This is a genomic window from Embleya sp. NPDC127516, from assembly GCF_044765325.1.
Lineage (GTDB): Bacteria > Actinomycetota > Actinomycetes > Streptomycetales > Streptomycetaceae > Embleya.
On record NZ_JBIWJT010000009.1, the window covers coordinates 277,797 to 293,890 of the forward strand.

Annotated in this window: 12 protein-coding genes and 1 pseudogene; 9 read left to right on the forward strand and 4 right to left on the reverse strand. The window is 70.8% G+C overall.

Going from position 1 to position 16,094, the window contains the following annotated elements; all coding sequences use genetic code 11:
* Window positions 1-910: 910 nt before the first annotated feature.
* Entirely contained in the window at window positions 911-2,185 is a 1,275-nt protein-coding gene (locus ACIRL2_RS19745) for a hypothetical protein (RefSeq protein WP_402233682.1), read from the reverse strand.
* A gap of 413 nt (window positions 2,186-2,598) precedes the next feature.
* On the opposite strand from ACIRL2_RS19745, the pseudogene ACIRL2_RS19750 reads away from it, so the two are divergent.
* From ACIRL2_RS19750 to ACIRL2_RS19770, 5 genes and pseudogenes are all read left to right on the forward strand, one after another.
* Window positions 2,599-2,661: pseudogene (locus ACIRL2_RS19750) on the forward strand (hypothetical protein); the annotation flags it as partial.
* Between the two features lie 109 nt (window positions 2,662-2,770).
* Window positions 2,771-2,941 (forward strand): hypothetical protein, encoded by a 171-nt coding sequence (locus tag ACIRL2_RS19755; RefSeq protein ID WP_395860991.1) that lies wholly within the window; start codon window positions 2,771-2,773, stop codon window positions 2,939-2,941.
* Between the two features lie 133 nt (window positions 2,942-3,074).
* Window positions 3,075-3,548 carry a hypothetical protein gene (locus ACIRL2_RS19760; RefSeq protein WP_402233684.1) on the forward strand — a complete coding sequence of 158 codons (474 nt, stop codon included), beginning with the start codon at window positions 3,075-3,077 and terminating at the stop codon, window positions 3,546-3,548.
* Between the two features lie 22 nt (window positions 3,549-3,570).
* Complete coding sequence (locus tag ACIRL2_RS19765; RefSeq protein ID WP_402233685.1) at window positions 3,571-4,356, forward strand: hypothetical protein; 786 nt, start codon at window positions 3,571-3,573, stop codon at window positions 4,354-4,356.
* Between the two features lie 567 nt (window positions 4,357-4,923).
* Entirely contained in the window at window positions 4,924-5,799 is an 876-nt protein-coding gene (locus ACIRL2_RS19770) for an MHYT domain-containing protein (protein ID WP_395860559.1), read from the forward strand.
* Between the two features lie 331 nt (window positions 5,800-6,130).
* Here the strand turns inward: ACIRL2_RS19770 and ACIRL2_RS19775 are convergent, their stop codons facing one another.
* Entirely contained in the window at window positions 6,131-6,445 is a 315-nt protein-coding gene (locus ACIRL2_RS19775; protein ID WP_395860561.1) for a VOC family protein, read from the reverse strand.
* 320 nt (window positions 6,446-6,765) lie between these two features.
* Between ACIRL2_RS19775 and ACIRL2_RS19780 the strand changes: the two genes are divergently transcribed.
* Both ACIRL2_RS19780 and ACIRL2_RS19785 read left to right on the forward strand, forming a co-directional pair.
* Window positions 6,766-8,289, forward strand: coding sequence for a chitinase (locus tag ACIRL2_RS19780; RefSeq protein WP_402233687.1), 1,524 nt, complete (start codon window positions 6,766-6,768; stop codon window positions 8,287-8,289).
* 312 nt (window positions 8,290-8,601) lie between these two features.
* Complete coding sequence (locus ACIRL2_RS19785; protein WP_402233689.1) at window positions 8,602-10,707, forward strand: NACHT domain-containing protein; 2,106 nt, start codon at window positions 8,602-8,604, stop codon at window positions 10,705-10,707.
* 720 nt (window positions 10,708-11,427) lie between these two features.
* Here ACIRL2_RS19785 and ACIRL2_RS19790 read toward each other — a convergent pair.
* Window positions 11,428-12,273: an SAM-dependent methyltransferase gene (locus tag ACIRL2_RS19790; protein WP_395860567.1), complete on the reverse strand. Its 846-nt coding sequence runs from the start codon at window positions 12,271-12,273 to the stop codon at window positions 11,428-11,430.
* 438 nt (window positions 12,274-12,711) lie between these two features.
* Here ACIRL2_RS19790 and ACIRL2_RS19795 point away from each other — a divergent pair, with 438 nt between their 5' ends.
* Window positions 12,712-13,704 (forward strand): GlxA family transcriptional regulator, encoded by a 993-nt coding sequence (locus tag ACIRL2_RS19795; protein ID WP_402233691.1) that lies wholly within the window; start codon window positions 12,712-12,714, stop codon window positions 13,702-13,704.
* Window positions 13,705-13,865: 161 nt separating this feature from the next.
* The gene (locus ACIRL2_RS19800; protein WP_402233692.1) at window positions 13,866-14,504 is read left to right on the forward strand and encodes an isochorismatase family protein; all 639 of its coding nucleotides are present in this window, start codon (window positions 13,866-13,868) and stop codon (window positions 14,502-14,504) included.
* 135 nt (window positions 14,505-14,639) lie between these two features.
* Here the strand turns inward: ACIRL2_RS19800 and ACIRL2_RS19805 are convergent, their stop codons facing one another.
* The gene (locus tag ACIRL2_RS19805) at window positions 14,640-16,076 is read right to left on the reverse strand and encodes a hypothetical protein (RefSeq protein WP_402233694.1); all 1,437 of its coding nucleotides are present in this window, start codon (window positions 16,074-16,076) and stop codon (window positions 14,640-14,642) included.
* Window positions 16,077-16,094 lie beyond the last annotated feature (18 nt).

Below are 16,094 nucleotides of genomic sequence, written 5' to 3' on the forward strand. Positions count from 1 at the left end.
CGGTGCGACGCCCGACGCGGATGGGCGACCGCGCCGCAGGGTAATGGTCGACCCGGAAACGGCGGCTGCGACCTTCTGGGGCAGGGCGGACTGGGTCAGTCTGGAGGTCACCCGGGCCGTGGGCCCCGTGGACGCGATCGTCGCCGCGGCTCCGCGTCCGGCCGTGCGCGAACTGCACACCGACTCGACAAGCGGAACGGGTTGCCCGCCAAGCAGGTTTCTTCCCCGCTCCGGCCGTTCGCGCGGCCCGCGCCGGTGCGGTCGGTGGGGCCCGAGCCGCCGGGGCCGGCAGCCGGGGGCCGGTCCGGGCGGCCCCCGGCCGCCAGGGCCGTGACGAGCGCCGCCGGCCCGGTGACGGCGAAGGGGCTGACCCCCTTGCGCCAGGCAGGTCCGCGGGCCGGCTCACCGTCGATCCGGGGTCTCGCGCACGGTTCCGAAGCCGGCCGGGGCAGATCCGGTTCCACTCCTTCGGATCGTACGCCGGACCGGGAAATAAGGCCCGTCTCGTTGACTCGTCGCTGACCACGACCCGGCGGAAGCCCGCCGTCCCGGTGGCTTCGTCGCGGCGCTCGGAGCACGCGGGACGGTGGTGCCGCTCGGCAGCCTGCCGACCGGATGTGGTGGTGGCGGAAATAAACACCGTTCCCGAAGCGGCGGTTCGCACTGCTCGTCCGGCGGCTCCTCGTCGAACGGCTCCAGTGCCAACGCCGCGTGCCGCGAGTGCGGCCGGATCACCGCGATCTGATCACCGCGCCGCGCCGATCACGGACACCGGATCCGCGAACGCCGTGCCGCGCACCGACACCGGCGGCGACGACGGCGACGGCCCGGTCGATCCCGACGCCGGTCATCGCGGGACACCCCGGCGCGGCCACGATGGGCGCGGCGCCGGGGTGTCGGTTGGGATCCGTCAGGGCTGGTACTGGTACGCGCCCGCGGTCGCGCCGGTGGCCGGGACCGGCTTGCCGTCGAGGTCCACCGAGTAGCCGGCCGGCTCCCCGCGCCCGATCGCCGGGCTGCCCGCGAGCGGGTGCAGGTCGGTGCCGCCGGTGAAGCGCGGGTCGGCGATCACCGAGCGGGCGCCGAGGGTGAATCGGTGTTGCGCGCCCTTGTAGACCCCGGTGTTCTCGTCCGCGCCCGCGCCGTCCTCGTACCCGGTCTGACCGCCGACCGAGATCACGTTGTTGCGCAGCTTGAGGATGTTCGAGGCGCAGCCGTCGTGGCACACCCACCCCTGCGCCTTGGCGCCGGGCAGGTTCACCGAGTTGTTGACGGCGACGGTGTCACGATTGGGGCCGAGCCCGCTCCCGGGGCCTCGGACCACCAGGAACGTGGCGTATTCGTGGGTGGAGGTGACGACGTTGTACGCGAAGACGTTGCCGTCGGCGGTCTTGCCCGTGTCGTGGCCCAGTTCCGAGAAGGTCTCGTTGTCGTGGGTGATGTTGTACTCGATCCGGTTGCGGTCCCCGTCGTAGATCTCGACGGCGGCCCCGTCCTGGCCGTAGTCGTAACTGGCCGCGTAGCTGCCGGTGATGGTGTTGTGCGAGACGACGTTGTCGTCGCCGTTGAGCAGCACGCCGAAGGCGCCGGAGTCGTTGTCGCCGCCGGGATCGTTGACACTCATCTTGTTGTTGTCGACCAATTGGCTGCGGGTCACGGTGTTGTGGTGGCCGGTGTCCGCGATCGAGACGCCGACCACGTTGGCGTCGGCGCGGATCCCGGTCACCGTGTTGTGGTGGCCCTCGATCTCGACGCCGGCCCAGTCGCACCCGGTCAGCCGCAGGTCGCGCACGGTCCAGTAGGCGCCGGTGATCGCCACACAGCTGCCGCCGCCGCGCACGACGGGCGAGGCGCCGGTGCCGTACGCGCCGACCGTGATCGCCGCGGTCGCGGTGCCGCTGCGGGACAGTTTCAGGGTGCCGGTCCAGGACTGGCCACGCTTGAAGGCGACGGTGTCGCCCGCGCGAAGGGTGGCGGCCCCGACCTTGTCGAGCGTGCGCCAGGCGGTCGCGGGGGTGGTGCCCGCTCGGCTGTCGGCTCCGTTCGTGGCGTCCACGTAGTAGGTCGTCCCGGCGGTGGTGCCCAGGGGTGCGGCCGACGCCGGGGTCAGGGGTGTCGCGACGGAGATGGCGACGAGCGCCGCCGACAGGTACATGGTTCGCCGGTGGCGGGGGGTGATGGTCACGCGTTGCCTCCTGGGTCGAGCGCCCACGGCCGGCGGTCGGTGTGATCGCCCCCGCACAGCGGCGTCGGGCGGCCTCCCCGCCGGCGCCCGGGGCGCGCGCGGATCACCTGGATCGGGCGCAAATGCCTTACCAGGCAAGCGAGTTGTCCCAGGCGCAGAAGCTACGTGATGCCCCGCCGCGCGTCCAACCGCCCACCGCCCCCTCGCGTTATCGGGACAGCGGCACTCCTGCGGCCCCGCCCCCCGAAACCCCACGCCACCCCCTCCCCCGGGGCGCCCACGCCCCGCCCCGCGGCATTCGCCGACGACGCGCATTCCGGATAGCCGCCCGCGCCCGCCCCGCGAGGCGCCGCGATCGGCCGGTCCGATGCCGATCAACCGATCCGGGGCTTCGGCGCGCGTTGACCGAGTTGATGCCGCTCGACGAGCCCCGCCGCGCCGAGTTCCCGGTCCGCCTGGCGTTCACCGGCCAGGCCGCGCACGACCCGCGCCCTGCCGCCGTACAACGCGAAACCGCCGCCGCCGTCCGCGCGCGTCGCCCGGGCGATCCGCGACGGCACCGAGGGCGGCGAGGTGGCGGTCGACGTGGACGCCGGCGAACAGACGCTGCGCATCGTCGCGTTCGCCGAAGGGCCGGCCATGCACACGCACATCGACCCCGAAGGCGCACCCCTCTCGTGGGTCCTGGCCGCGCTGGACGAGCAACTCGGCCGGGTGTTCACCGGAACCTGCCGACGCGGGAGACGCGGCGGGTGACCCGGCTGCCCCGGCACCGGCCCCCCAGGGCCGGACTAGCGTGATGGGCATGGCGAACCAAGGAGCAGCACAACCAACCGGCATCCGTTGTTCGAACTGCGGTGGATCCGAAGCCCGTTCGGTGGAGCGGGCAATGGTGGCCAAGGGGGCCTCGCGGAAGAATCTCCACGATCGGCCGGCGAAGGGGCCGAACACCTCCGGCGACGGTTGCCTGCATTTCGCCGAGGGCATGGTCATGGTCGCCATGGCGATCGGCTTCGCGTACACGGGCGTGGCCAACGACAAGCCCCCGTACACGATCGGCGGCGCGGTGGTGGTGGCGGTGCTGCTGTTCGTCGGGACCATCGCGGTGGTCCGCACCGATCGGTACGACAAGCACTCCGAGTCGGCCGGCGAGGCGCGGGCCGACCTGATGTGGAAGCCGGCGCACTACTGCCCCGCGTGCGAAGCGGTGTTCTGCCCCGGCGACACACCGTGGCGGGGCGTCCTTGCGCCGGAACAGTTCAAGAGGCTGGTCTGGCGCAGCGCCGGCTACGAGCACCTGCTGCCCGCCGGCGACAAGGCGAAGACCGCCGAGATCCCCGAAGGCACCATATCCACGGCATAGCCCTCGAATAGGGTTGCGCGGCATGATCGACTACGAAGGATTCGCCGAACGCCTGTCCGCCCCTTGGCCGCGGCGCCGCACCCTGGTTTCCGATCTGCTCCGCGAGTTCGGCCACGTCGAGGCGCTGACCGATCCCTGGCAACCCGAACCACCGATATCGGACGACGTTCCGGAAGCCCTCGCCGAATGGCTCGGCTCGGTCCGCAACTCCTATCTCCTCGACCGCGGACTGTACGAGACGTACCTGGACTGGCCGACGCGGCGGCTCGGGGAACACTCGATCTTCATGACGGAGTACGAGGGTTGTTGCGCGTGGGCCTTCCGGGCGGCCGACGCGCACCTGCCGGATCCGCCCGTGTGGGTGGGCCCCGGGGAGGAGTGGGAGGAGTGGGAGGAGTCCGAAGAGCAGGGCGAGGAGCGGGAGGAGTCCGAGGAACAGGGCCACGAGTGGGCGATGTCGAGTCGGTCGATGACCGAGTGGCTCGTGCAGATGGCCCTCGTGCGCGTCCTGCCGCGGTACGCGTTCACCGGTGACGTGGCCGCGTACGGGACGACGGAGGATCGGGGCCGGCACATCCGGGCGACGTTGCCCGCGCTCGGCCCGTTGCCGTGGGACGAGGTGGGGAACACGTTCCACTTCTTCGGCGCTCGGGACGCCGTCGTCGTCTGGCTCTCCCGGCACGACTCGTGGGAGTGCGCCGACCTGAGCATCCTGGGTCGCACCGAAGAGTCCGTACACGAGACCGCTGCACGCCTGTCCCTCGAACTCGACAACGGGGTCGCGGCTCCCACGCCGCCACGCCCCTGACCCGCCCCGCGAACCGAACCCGAACCCGAACCCCCATGAATCCGACATCTCGGGTCACCCTCGGGCCCGCATCCACTTCGGGACCAGGGAGATGACCGTCCGCGACCCGGACGGGCGCGCGTGGAGCCTCCAGACCCCGGCACGGCGATGAGCACGCGAGACCGAGCGGACCACGGAAAGGGCGTGCGCCATGACCGACGGAGGCACCGATGCCGACTCCACCTCGCCGCTCCGGCGAACAACCAGGCCCGGTCGTCCACTCGGCCGCCCGACCTCCCCGGACCGGCAAGCCACCCGGACAAGGTCGTGTCCATGGACGACTTCCGCACCCGCGTCCTGGCCGTGCGGCGCTGATCGCGACACCGCCCCGGCCGAAGTGGGAGACGATCGGGCGCCTTCGGCGCTCCCCGTAATGCGGTCGTGCACTCAGCGTGCGGCCGAAATTGCGCGCCGACGGGCGTTACCGAGAATTCACCGACCCGCGTGTATATTTCTTTCGACATCGTTCTACGCTGGCGCGGCCGATCAAGTCGATCGCACTCGGAACGATCCGGAGCGTAACCCAGCGTGGGCAGTATCGATCATTTCTCCAACGGATTGCTCACACCGGCGGTCGCCTATCTGATGTCCTGCATCGGGTCGGCACTCGGGCTTTTGTGTGCGATCCGCGCCCGAGCGGTCACCGGCGCCCCGCGCGTTCGCTGGTTCGCCCTGGCGTCCGTTTCCATCGGCGGTACCGGGATCTGGGGCATGCATTTCGTGGGAATGCTCGGATTCGCGGTCACCGACACACCCATTCGGTACGACGCGACCCGCACCGTCGTCAGTCTCCTGCTGGCGATCGCGGTGGTCGGCGTCGGGATGGCCATCATCGGCAGGCGCGGGTCCCAGACGACCGGCCTGGTCGTCGGCGGGATCGTCACCGGCTCCGGCGTCGCGATCATGCACTACGTCGGGATGTCCGCGATGAGCATCAACGACGACATCGGCTACGACACCTTCCGAGTGGCGCTGTCGGTGCTGATCGCCCTGGTCGCCTCGACCGCCGCGTTGTGGGCCGCGCTCAACGTCAAGGGAGCCGTGGCCGTCACGGGCGCGTCGCTGATCATGGGCATCGCGGTGAGCGGCATGCACTACACCGGCATGTCGGCGATGTCCCTGGAGTCGAATACGCACACGTCGGCCCTCCACGGCGTGGAGGCATCCCAGTTCCTGGCTCCCCTCGTGGTCGGGGTGAGCCTGTTCACCGTGATCACCTTGTTCATCGTCGCGTTGTCCTCCTCGACCGGCGAACTGCGCGAGGAGGCCGAACTCGGCGCCCGCCTGGAACGCCTCGCACAGCGCCGGACGGACGGCGTCGCCTTCACCGACCCGGCCCGCGGCGGGCCGCAGCAACCCGGCGAACCCAGGCGCGCCGAGCCCGACTACTTCCGGGCTCCCTGACCCGGACGCGGGTGAATCGAGTCGCGGGTCCCGCCCCGGAGCGCCCTCGAGCCTCCGGGGCGGTCGCGTTTTCGACGCCTCGGGAAATCGGCGCCGGTGATCGACCGAATCCTCCGAGTCACCAAAGAACGATGTAGTCGGAAGTGGTCAGCGACTACCACGCGGTCTTCACTCACCGCGCGTGGACGAAGTCACGCGCGCCGAAAAGAGCCGGCGTGTGCAATTCCGATACGGCGAATCGTTCTCGCGAAGTTCGACCGACCGCAATTCGACGAACACCGACGCACACCGACGAACTCCGCCGAACGCCGCATCGCCGGAAAGCAATTGATCAGGTCGCGCGGATGTCGACGGTCCGGCCGTCCGGGTCGGAGAGCAGATGATGGCCGGGGGCGAGCGCAGGCGTCGCGGCGGCACCGGTGACGGCGAGACCCAGCCGAAGGGCGCCGGTCTCGCGGCCGGGACGGGCCGGGTAGATCTCGAAGACCGTGCCGTCCGCGAGAGTCGCCGCGTAGTGGCGAGGACCCCCGCCGTGCTGCTCCGCGACGAAACGCAGGCCGAGATCGGTGTAGAAGCTTCGGCACTCGTCGATTCGGTTCGAGTAGAGCACCAGCAGTGTCGCGCGGATGTTGTCCGGGTCGCTCATGGGACTCCTGGCCGGGCGGGGCGGGTTGGGGTACAACGCGGCAACGACTGTACGGGTCGGGCGAGTACCACCACGGGCCCGGCCCGTCCGGCCTGCGCCCACCCTGCCCTGCGCGGCACCTGCCGCGCAGGTGCCCGGCCGGTCGGCGGATCGACCGGCGAGCAACTCCCTTTGGAGGTAAAGGGTTTCCTCCGACATTAATGGTCTAGTCCAATTTTGGTCCAGACCATTGACTTCTGCGAGCGCCGGGCTGTCTCATACCCCATGCCGCCTTGCCACGCGAATCGGCGGTACGTCCCCCGCATACAGACTGGACGCACATGCGACTCTTACGCACATTCCGCGCGGCGGTAGCCGCGACCGTCACCGCCGCCGCGGCGGTGAGCCTGACCGTGCTCGGAGGTGGGCCCGCCCAGGCCGCAACCCCCCTGCCGGCCCACGTCTTCGCCCCCTACTTCGAGGCGTGGACCGGTGAGAGTCCCGCCGCGCTGGCCGCCCAGTCCGGTGCCAAGCACCTGACCATGGCGTTCCTCCAGACCGCGACCGCGGGATCCTGCACCCCGTACTGGAACGGCGACACCGGCATGCCGATCGCCTCCTCGACATTCGGCGCCGACATCAGGACCATTCAGGCCAACGGCGGGGACGTCATCCCCTCGTTCGGCGGCTACACGGCCGACACCACCGGCACCGAGATCGCCGACAGTTGTAGCGACGTCAACCAGATCGCCGCCGCGTACCAGAAGGTCATCACGACCTACGACGTCACCCGGCTCGACATGGACATCGAGATCGACGCGCTCGACAACACGGCGGGCATCGACCGGCGGAACAAGGCCATCAAGCAAGTCCAGGACTGGGCCGCGGCCAACGGGCGCAAGATCGAGATCTCCTACACGCTGCCCACCACCACCCGCGGCCTGGCGGCCAACGGCGTGGCCCTGCTCAGGAACGCCGTCGCCAACGGCACCAAGGTGGACGTCGTCAACCTCATGACGTTCGACTACTACGACAACGCCACGCACAACATGGCCAACGACACCGAGACCGCGGCACAGGGCCTGTACAACACGCTCGCGCAGCTCTACCCGACCAAGACCCCCGCCCAGTTGTGGGGCATGATCGGCGTCACCGAAATGATCGGCGTCGACGACTTCGGGCCTGCCGAGACGTTCACCCTCGCCAACGCTCGACAGGTCTACAGCTGGGCCGTCGCCAAGGGCATCAACACCCTCTCGTTCTGGGCCCTCCAGCGCGACAACGGCAACTGCCCCAACCAGCCGGCGGCGGACAACTGCTCCGGCATCGCCCAGAACACCTGGGACTTCAGCCACATCTTCGAGCCCTTCACCAGCGGCACCACGAACCCGACCAACGACTTCTCGGTGAAGGCGACCCCCGCGTCCGGGACCGTCGTCGCCGGGGCCTCGACCACCTCCACGATCGCGACCGCGGTGACGGCCGGCGCCTCCCAGACGGTGAACCTCACCGTCAACGGCGCCCCGGCCGGTGTCACCGCCTCGCTCAACCCCACCTCGGTGATGGTGGGCAACTCCTCGACGCTCAACGTGGCCACCACCTCGGCGGCGGTGTCGGGTACGTACACCCTGACCGTCACCGCGACCGGCACCTCCGGCAGCCACACGACGACCTACACCGTGACCGTCACCGGCGGGAACGGCCACCAGTGCACGGCGGCCCCATGGGCGTCGGGCACGATCTACACCGGTGGGCAGCAGGTCTCACACCAGGGTCACACCTGGAAGGCCAAGTGGTGGACGACGGGCGAGACGCCCGGCACCACCGGCCAGTGGGGCGTCTGGCAGGACCTCGGGGCCTGCTGAACCGGGCCGCCACGGGCATCCGAGGGGCGCACCCGCGACAGGCGCCCGGGACGGCGGCCCCAGACGCGGCCCGAGCCGAACACGGTGACGCCCGGCGGGACTTCCCGCCGGGCGTCACCCGGCGCCACCGCGACCCGAAGCCGTCGTACGCTCGCCGACGCGCCGGTCCCCAACCGCGCGTCGCCACCGAGCGACCGGCGGGTCGTAATCCCGCGAAAACCCGATGCGGCGCGCCTTTGGTCGCCATGATGAGCATTCATGGGACACCGTGGGGGACGCGCGGCCGGGTGGGTTTGGGGGATCGTGTGCGCGATGGGGGTGCTCTGGCTCGCCGTGTGGGGATCGCATGGCGTCGAGCGCGGTGACGTCGACTGGTTGAGTGCCTCGATCGCCCTGCCCGGACTGGGCGTTGCCATCTGGTCCGCGCGCATGTCACGGACCGCGCTGCGGCTCCAGGTCACCGATACCGCGGTGCAGGCCGCCCGCCTGGCCGACGCGGTCACCCGCGCCGAAACCCCGGAACGGGCAAGGCTGTTGGGCGGCGAACACACGCCCATCGACCTCCGCTTCGTCCTTCGCCCCGCCCCCGCGCACAACGCCGACGGCGCGGATCCCGACGGGCGGCTGGCCACCGTGGTCGACTACTACCGCCGACTTCGCCCGCGCCGCCTGGTGATTACCGGGGCACCCGGATCCGGCAAGACGGTCCTGGCCCTGGAACTCCTGCTCGCCCTCCTGGAGAACCGCGACCCCAAGGACCCGGTCCCCGTCCGGATGTCCCTGGCCTCGTGGAGCCGACTCCCCGACACCTCAGCGGGAGTCGGTGCGGCGGCAGGCGGTGCGGCGATCGAGGAGTGGGTGCGCGATCACCTCGAACGCGTGTACCGGCTCACCCCCGCCACCGCGCGGGCGTTGGTCGAGGCGGGCATGATCCTGCCCGTCCTGGACGGGCTGGACGAGATGGACAGCACCGACACCGAACCCCGCGGCACACCCGGCCCGGGTCCCGGCGGGAGCGCGCGCGGGGGGCCGCGAGCGCGGCGCGCCCTGGAGATCCTGAACGCGTACGCACTCGGCCGGGCCCGGGCCAAAATCGTGCTCACCTGCCGCAGCGGCCCCTACGAGGCGCTGGAGACCTGGACCAAGGACGCCGCCCGCGTCGAGATCACACCCGTCACCCCCATCCAGGGCCGCGAGTTCATCCTCGCCCGGGTCGAGGACCCCCGGCGGTGGCGCGAGGTGATCCACGCCCTCGACACCGCGCCGTCCGGCTCCCTCGCCCGCGGGCTGTCCACCCCGTGGCGACTGACGATGGCGGTCACCGTCCACGAACAACGCGACCCCGGCAGCGCGGCCTACCGCCACCAACCACGAAACCTCCTGTCACCGGCTCTGGCCCGGGACGAGGACATGCGCGACCACCTCAACGGGTTCTACCTCCGCGCCACCGCAGACCACCCCGGCGACGACGGCGACACGGCGTATTCCCCCGACCGGGTCCACATCTGGCTCGCCGTCCTGGCCCGCCACCTCGCCGCCAACAGCGCCACCCCCCGGATGCTGAACGGCAGGACACTGTCGGGGACCGATCTGGTTCCGCACGAACTGTGGCCGCTGGCGGGACTTCGACGCGCCCGGCTGATCCACACCGTCCTGGTGGTGTGCGTGGGCCTGGTGGCGGCGGCGGTGATGGCTCGTGAATCCAGCCCCCTGCTGTACGAATCCTCCTGGATCGCCAACTCAGTCGCCGTCCTCTTCGGAGCGTCGGTCTCCGGCATGCTCGGCCTGCGCTGGGGCGCGGCCTGGCCCGGGCCCACGCACCTGGTACCGGGGCGGCTGACCACCCGCGAGGGCCGCCGCGAACTCCTGACCCTGCTCGCCCTCGGCGCCGCCGGCGTCCTCGCCGTGATGATCATCGGCGCCCTGGACCGGGATTTCGACACCGATCCCTCCGTCGTGCTCACGCTCGCGTGGCCGCTCACGCTCGGCGTCGCGAGCCTGATCGTGCGCGGGCGCGACGACGACGGTCGGGCCGCCGTCGCAGACCCCCGCGATCTCGTGCGCGACGAACTCGCGGGCACGCTCGTGGCGGGCCTCGCAGTCGGAGCAACGGTCGGGCTCGCCCTGGGATTCGCGGAAGGACTCGGCTCCGGCCTCGGCGACGGGATCCGGTTCGGGTCGGCGCTGGGACTGGTGGCCTTCCTCGCGATCATGCTCATGGCCACCGCCGCCACGCAGCGATACGCGCTGTTCCTGCTGTGCGTCCGCACCGGCCCCCGCGCCCTGCCCTGGCGCCTGGGCCGATTCCTGCACTGGGCCACCACCGCCGGACTCCTGCGCACCGCCGGCACCGCCTACCAATTTCGCCACCGCGAACTCCAGGACTGGCTCGCCCGCAACCCCGTCCCCCACCCATAGCCAAAGCACCCGATCCGACCCGTGCGACCCGTCGCAACGTGCCGATTCCGCCGCCGGCGGCTTCGCCGCTGTGGCCGGTCCCGGTCCCGGTCCCGGGCACCGGCGCCGATGCTGAGCACAGCCTGGGCCTGTTACTCATATTATCGTTCTTTGACCAGTGCCTGGTGATGCGGGCCGACGGTCGAGACGGCGAGCCTCCCCGCGAGATCGTGCGCGTCGCGTGCAAGGATCCGGGACGGCTGTCCCCCTTCCTCCCAAGCCGAGTTGCATCGTTGACGGCTCCCGGCCACCGCGCTGGACCACGGCCCCACCCGGGCCACTTCCCGCCACCCACCTTGACGTTGACCCTCGGCGTCGTCACCGGCGATCCGAACGGCGTCGTCGTCACGGATCGCGGCGTGCGGCACGCCCTCTTGCCGGAGCACCCGACGCTCGTCGAGTTCGGAACGAACCTGGGTGTGTATCCGGCCCATCCGGCACCGCCCGGCACCGCCCGGCACGATGCTCGCGCCCGAGAGCTACCGAGAGGCGATGTCGAACCGGTGGATGCACGTGGTCGCCGCGTTCGGTACCCGAGCCTCGCTACGCCGGCCGTGCGGCCGCGACACCCCGAGGCACACCGGCCCTCGTGGCACGGACGGCGCGTGGCGGCTGCCGCCTCCGGCCGGGCCCTGCCCCTGCCGGAGGAGTCGACTCTCCAACGTGCCCGCACGACAACGGTCAGGAGCGTTTGACGGCCACTCCGGCGTACATGGCGATGTCCTCGTCGCGTACAGGTGGGGCGTCCGGGTCGGGGCGCCAGTGGTGCACCAGGGTGACGCCGGGGTCGAGGAGGTCGTAGCCGTCGAAGAAGGCGAGGGTTTCCGCCTTGTCCCGGACCTGGAGGGGGATGCCCCGCGCGTTGTACTCGCGTTCGACGCCGCCGACGCCCACCGGGTCGGTGTCGCCGGTGAACACCGTGAGAGCCAGGAAGCTGCCCGGCACCAGTTCGTCCATGAGCCGCCGCACGAGTCCTCGCGGGTCGTCCTCGTCGAGGACGAAGTGCACTATCGCGATCAGGGACAGGGCCACCGGCTTCGTCAGGTCCAGCACCTCGCGCAGTTGCGGGGCGCCGATGATCGAGTCGACGTCGCGCAGATCGGCGTCGACGTAGCAGGTCCTGCCCTGCACGGTGCTCGACATCAGGGCCCGCGCGTGGGTCAGCACGATCGGGTCGTTGTCGACGTACGCGACCCGCGCCTCGGGAGCGATGCCCTGCGCGATCTCGTGCACGTTCGGCGACGTGGGGATGCCCGTGCCGATGTCCAGGAACTGGCGGACCCCGTACTCCTCGGTGAGCCGCCGCACCGCGCGCTGCATGAACGTACGGGTGGTGCGCATCGAGATCGGCAGCGCCGGCCACGCCTGCACCGACGCCTTGGCGGCGACCCGGTCCGCCTCGAAGTTGGTCTTGCCGCCGATGAGGTAGTCGTAGACCCGGGCCGAATGCGGGACGTCCAGCCGTAAATCGACCACCGGCCACTCGTCGTCCTGCGGTTCCTGGGACATCCACTCCGCGTCCGACATTCCTCGCCTCTTTCGTCCGTCTTCGGGCCGACCTCGGGACCGGCCCCAACTGCCCCCCAGGCAAGCCCTGTTGTGCATGCTAACGGCGCCTCCGCAGCCCCGACGCGGGGCTCCCCTCGGCACGCGGAGCACACACATACGTACCGGGTCGATTAAGGATTGGGCCTCGACGGGGGAGGTGCGGAAGCCGCACGGGCCGTCGCGAAGACTTCGGGAAGAGTGCCGGCGACCCGCCCGGCAGCGGAACCGCACCCGACCGGCCCGTCAACCGCCGGCCCGCCCCCGCCACCGGAGGCCGCATCGACGACACCTGGCCCGACCCCACGCGCTGCCCGGGCGACCGACAGGTCCGCAGGTCCGCAGGTCCGATGTCCGCACGTCCGAATGTGACAGTTGCCCGTCATTGCGGTCATCGGTCGTCCCCGTGAGGATGGGGTCATGCCCCTCACACACCGTGTCGTCATCGCGGTCTTCCCCGATGTCGATCTCCTCGACGTCACCGGACCGGCCGAGGTCTTCGCGCTGGCCAATGAGGAGACCGAGAGCGGCGATCACTACCGGGTCCGCCTCGCCGGGCCGACCGCCGGCCCGGTGCGGACGTCGGCGGGTGTGCGGCTGCTGGCCGATCTGGCCTTCGACGAGGTCGGTGAGGACGTGGACACCCTGCTGGTGCCCGGTGCGGTCGACGTGACCGCCGACGGCCCCGTGGCCCGGATCGACCCCGATGTCGTGGCCTGGGTGAAGGAGACCGCCCCGCATGCCCTGCGGGTGGCGTCGGTGTGCGTGGGCGCGCATGTGTTGGCGGCGGCCGGATTGCTGGACGGGAGGACGGCGACCACACACTGGTCGACCGCCGCACAGCTCGCCGCCGACCATCCGGCGGTCGTGGTGGATCCGGATCCGATCTTCGTACGCGACGACTGCGGCCGATTGTGGACGGGCGCCGGGATCAGCGCCTGTCTGGACCTCGCGCTCGCCCTGGTGACGGAGGACCTGGGCGAGGAGGTCGCGCTGGCGGTGGCACGGCAGTTGGTGATGTACCTCAAGCGGCAGGGCGGGCAGAGCCAGTTCTCCGTACCGCTCAGCCGGCCCGCCTCCGCCCGCCGGGACATCGACGAGCTGCGGTTGTGGATCGCCGAGCACCTCGACGAGGACCTGTCCGTACAGGTCCTCGCGGACCGGATGTGTCTGAGCGAGCGGCACTTCGCCCGCGTCTTCAGGAAGGAGACCGGCGCCGGCCCCGCCGCTTACGTCGAAGCCGCCCGGATCGAGGTGGCCCGACGCCTGCTGGAGACCACGGACGACCCGCTCGACCGGGTCGCCGCCGCGTCCGGACTCGGCTCGGCGGAGACCCTGCACCGGGCGGTCAAACGGCAACTCGCCACCACCCCCGCCGCCTACCGCCGACGCTTCCGCACCCGGACCTCCTGACGGCCCCAGCGCCCGAAGCGCCCGGCCGCGGGACGACAGGACGACCCGACGGCCGGACCACCGGACCCCCCTCGAACAACCATCCATCCACCCCCGTCCGCCCGGCATGCCGCCAAGGCGGACAACTTCGCCATGCCCGATTCCCCATGAAAGGTCGCTCGATGAGCACGAACCAGCCCTCCACGAAGCAGCCCTCCACGACCCTGCGCGACGTCATCGGTCTGGACAACCGGCCGCCCAACCTGAGCGATTCCATCCTCATCCTGGTCGACTTCCAGAACACCTACCGCACCGGTGTGATGGCCCTGGACGGTGCCGAGGAGGCCCTCGCCGCCGGCGCCCGCCTGCTGGAGCGCGCCCGCGCCGCCGGCACCCCGGTCGTCCACGTCCTCAACGACGGCGGCGAGAACACTCCGTACGACATCCGCGCCCACATCGGCGCCATCAGCGACGAGGTCGCGCCGGCGAACGGCGAGGCGGTCGTGGTCAAGGAGTTCCCCAACTCCTTCCACCTCACCGCGCTGGAGAAGACCCTGACCGACCTGGGCGCCGCGCCGGGCGGCGGCAAGGACCTGGTCATCGCCGGCTTCATGACCCACATGTGCGTGAACTACACCGCCGAGGGCGCCTTCAACCTCGGCTACCGCCCCACCGTCGTCGCCGAGGCCACGGCCACCCGTGCGCTCACCACCCCGGACGGCACGATCCTGCCCGCGGCTGCCCTCCAGACCGCCGCCCTGACCACCATCACCGACCTGTTCGGCACCGTCGTCCCCACCGTCGACACCCTCCCCGCCTGATCCGGCCCACCCCCCGTCGGCCCCGCCCCACGTCGGGGCCGACACCCGGCCGTCCCGGTCGGAGTCGGCGCCAAGGGCCAGCCGGCGAACGGCTCCCGGACAGACCCGGCCGAACACCGGGGCAACGCGGTCGAGTCAGGCAAGCCCGCGTCCGGACGGGTCGCTTTCGACACGTCCGACGCCGGTCGTACGCGCACCGTGACCCGTGTCGGGAAGGCGCGTCGGAGCCGCGCTCGTCGCCTGCGCCTTCGTGTTCGCAGCGGCGCCGAATCCGTGCCTCGTCACGGCAAGGCGGGCGTCGGTACTCGGGTCGGACGTGGCCGAGGAAAGCTGTCTCCCGCGTGGCAGTTGCGGCAGCACCGGCGCCGGATCGAGTGTGTCACGCCGGCGAGGAAGTGCCCGGTCGACACGCTCCACAGTCACCGATTCCGCGTCGCTCCGCGCCACCGCCGGCGATGTGCGGTCCAGTCTCGCGACGGTACCCCGGGCCCGATGCGCCACCTCCGCACCGACCGTCCGCGCCGACAACCGCACCTGTTCCCGCAACGGTGCGGCGGTTGCCGGATCCGACCGTTCGCGCAGTTCGACGGCGGCGGCACGCAGTCCGGGTGCGCCCGCGAGGAGCGTGTCCACATTCGACCCGGGCTGCGCACGGGCGATGGATCGGACCTGCCAACCGGCGGCCTCACCCTGCATCATGAGCGTCATCAGCGCGTCCGGATATGCCTCGTGCTTGGTGCCCGCGGAATACGATCGAAACCCGTGGTTGCGGAACCGATCATTGAGTGCCCAAGACATCTCCGGCGAGATGTGGGCGTCCTGGCTTTGTGCCCCGGCGACCGCAGGCGACATCGCCCGGCCCCTCCCACCCGTCGCCCATCGGCCCTGTGGCGTGTCCAAGCCGACCGGGCCGCGGAGAGAAGAGAACAGCGGGGCTTGCCAGTGCAGCCTGCCGGACTGCTCGCGGTCGCCCGGTCCGATGTTCGGGAGCGCGTATCGGCCCCGCCTCATGGCATCCATCTCCCGGATGTGCCCGAGTTCGTGGAGGATGGCGGGGATCGTGCCCCATCGGGAGATGTCCGGTATATGGGATTCGAATTCCCGCGCCACCCCCGTCAACAGGTTGGCTCGGCCCTCTGGCCCGAAGTAGCCCGATGACCCAACCAACGCCCCGTGCAGATCGGTGAATCGGAAGCGGTAGTCACTCCCATAGTAGAAATCACTGAACTTGAAATCCCCTCCGCCCTGCTCCGTGGCAAATATGACAGCCGGGGGAAATTCCTCACCGTTCGGGCCCAGTTCCCTCATTCCTATGAAGGCGAGCGCCTCGCTGTCCGGATACATCCGGGCCCAGTGAATCGCTGCGATCGCGGTTTCCTTGGCCGTCATCGGGTCGTAGTGCGTGTAGTCGACGCGCACATCGCGCCCCGAGGCGTCCTTGATGCCCACCTGCGTCAGCCGCGCCGACTCGCGCACATCGCCCGCCACTACGACGGCCTCGAACAGGGGATCCCCGGGCGCGATCCCGACCGGCCTGGGCCCCGCGCGTAGCCAATCGACCAAAGAAGGCATGCAGGCATCCTACGATCG

Coding starts and splice junctions, on each gene's coding strand:
- ACIRL2_RS19760 (WP_402233684.1), top strand. CDS start 3,075: ATGGTGGCCAAGGGGGCCTCGCGGAAGAATCTCCACGATCGGCCGGCG.
- ACIRL2_RS19765 (WP_402233685.1), top strand. CDS start 3,571: ATGATCGACTACGAAGGATTCGCCGAACGCCTGTCCGCCCCTTGGCCG.
- ACIRL2_RS19775 (WP_395860561.1), bottom strand. CDS start 6,445: ATGAGCGACCCGGACAACATCCGCGCGACACTGCTGGTGCTCTACTCG.
- ACIRL2_RS19780 (WP_402233687.1), top strand. CDS start 6,766: ATGCGACTCTTACGCACATTCCGCGCGGCGGTAGCCGCGACCGTCACC.
- ACIRL2_RS19785 (WP_402233689.1), top strand. CDS start 8,602: ATGGGGGTGCTCTGGCTCGCCGTGTGGGGATCGCATGGCGTCGAGCGC.
- ACIRL2_RS19790 (WP_395860567.1), bottom strand. CDS start 12,273: ATGTCGGACGCGGAGTGGATGTCCCAGGAACCGCAGGACGACGAGTGG.
- ACIRL2_RS19795 (WP_402233691.1), top strand. CDS start 12,712: ATGCCCCTCACACACCGTGTCGTCATCGCGGTCTTCCCCGATGTCGAT.
- ACIRL2_RS19800 (WP_402233692.1), top strand. CDS start 13,866: ATGAGCACGAACCAGCCCTCCACGAAGCAGCCCTCCACGACCCTGCGC.
- ACIRL2_RS19805 (WP_402233694.1), bottom strand. CDS start 16,076: ATGCCTTCTTTGGTCGATTGGCTACGCGCGGGGCCCAGGCCGGTCGGG.